1 protein-coding gene is annotated in these 2,071 nt (G+C 77.2%); it reads right to left on the bottom strand.

Translation table 11 applies throughout. The features are described 5' to 3' along the window. Positions 1-103 precede the first annotated feature (103 nt). A partial coding sequence (locus tag BZL64_RS38195) for a helix-turn-helix transcriptional regulator (protein WP_244205803.1) occupies positions 104-2,071 on the bottom strand: 1,968 nt, incomplete at its 5' end.

Below are 2,071 nucleotides of genomic sequence, written 5' to 3' on the forward strand. Positions count from 1 at the left end.
AGGCCCCCACCACCCGCCACCTCCTCACCGACCCCTCGAACGCGGCCCACCTGGAGGACAGGGACGACCTGCTCGGGGGACGGGCGGCGGCGGACGGGGATGCCTAGGCCTGCCCCTGCAACGCCTCCCCCAGTTCGCCGCGGCGGCGGATGCCCAGTTTTCGGTAGGCGCTCGTGAGGTGGGTTTCCACGGTGCGGCGGGCTATGTGGAGGAGGTCGGCTATCTCCGTGTTGGTGCGGCCGGCCGCGGCGAGTTCGGCTATGCGGCGTTCGCTGCCGGTGAGGGAGGCGGTGCCGGTGTGGGCGGTGGAGGTGCGGCGGGCGCCGCCCGCGCGCAGGGCTTCCTCGGCTCGGGAGCGCAGGCGTACGGCGCCCAGGCGTTCGGCTCGTTCGGCGGCCTCGCGGAGGCTGTCGCGGGCGCGGGACCGGTCGCCGCCGGTGGACAGGAGGCGGCCCCGGGTGAGGAGGGCGGCGATCAGCTCGGCGTCGGCCGGGGAGTCGCGGAGCAGGGCCACGGACTCCTCGGCGAGTTCCAGGCCCCGTCGGCCGCCGGTCGCTCGGGCCAGGACGCGCAGGGCCCGGCCGACCGTGCGCGGGGTGTCCCACACCCGGGCCAGCCGCAGTTCCTCCTCGGCGAGGGCGATCGCCTCGCGGGGACTGCCGAGGGCCAGGCGGCAGCGGGCCGCCGCCGACCGCCAGGGTGTGACCACGGGGCTGAGCACGGCGCGGGCGGACTGGCGGCGACCGCACTCCAGGAAGTCGTGCAGGGCACCGGTGGTGTCCCCGTCGGAGAGGCGGAGGATGCCGCGTGCGTACAGGAAGCGGTTCAGTTCCCAGGAGTCGGGCGCGCCCCGCAGGTCGAAGCGGGCCGCGAGGCGCCTTGCCTGCGCGGCGCGGCCGGTTTCGACGAGGGCGAGGAGGGCGTGGGCGTCGGCGTTGGTGGGGCCGTTCGCGGCCGGGGTTTCGGCGTCGGTATCGGTATCGGTATCCGGAACAGTTTCCGCACCCGTCTCGGTCTCGGTCTCGGCCAGCAGGCGGGTGTAGTCGCCTCGGGCCGCGGTGATGTCCAACAGGACGTCGCGCAGGGCCCGTTGCATGGGGTGGAGGAGGGAGGGGCGTTGCCCGGCCAGGCCGCGTTCCACCAGGCCCTCCGCCTCGTCGAGTTCGTCGGCCCACTGGGCCACGGCCGCCGCGGTGCCCAGCAGGAAGGGCTCGGCGAGCGGTTCCGCCGGTTCGGTCAGCAGGGTCCGCAGCCGGGCCATCGCCGCCTTCGCCGAACTCGCCCCGGCGGTCGCCGCGTAGCGCACGAGGAGGGCCTGGCCGGTGGCGCCGACCAGTTCCGGTGAGCGTCGCGCGGCGTCGGTCAGCCAGCGGTAGGCCTCGCGGCGGACCGTCTGGTCCTGGTCGGACAGCAGCGCGGACGCGGTCCGCACGGTGCGGACCAGTTCGGGGTGACCGGTGAGTCCGGCCTCCGTCGCGCGCAGCACCTCCACCGCCGCCCGCACCTCGCCGCGGCCCGCGAGGGCGGTGCCCAGCGCGAGGGCCGTACGGACCCGGTCGCGGGGCTCCGCCGGGAGGTCGAGGGCCTCGGCGAGCCGGGGGAGGCCGGCCGGGGCGTCGGCGGAGGCGTACTCCAGCGAGCCCAGTTCGGTCAGCAGCCGTTGGCGCAGGTCGTCGGGGAGCGGTTCGGCGAGGGCGCGCCGGAGGTAGACGACGGCGTCGTCGGGGCGGCCCTGGTGCACGGCGACGGCGACGGCGTCCCGCAGCACCCGCAGCACCCACGGCAGTCCGGCCGGCCCGCTGCCCAGCAACTGCCGGGCCACGGCGTCGACCCGGTCCCCGCGCCGCAGCATCGCCTCGGCCACCGCGAGCTGCGCGGCCCGGCGGCGGGCGCCCGGCCAGCCGCTGAGTACGGCGTCCCGGAGCAGGGGGTGGGCGTAGCGGGGGCGGCCCTCCGCGTCCGCCCGCAGCATTCCGAGGCGTGTCAGCGCGGTGAGCCAGCCGGCCACGCGGGCGGGGTCCGCGCCGCAGCATCGCCTCGGCCACCGCGAGCTGCGCGGCCCGGCGGCGGG

Source organism: Streptomyces bobili (assembly GCF_002154575.1).
GTDB classification, from domain to species: Bacteria; Actinomycetota; Actinomycetes; order Streptomycetales; family Streptomycetaceae; genus Streptomyces; species Streptomyces bobili.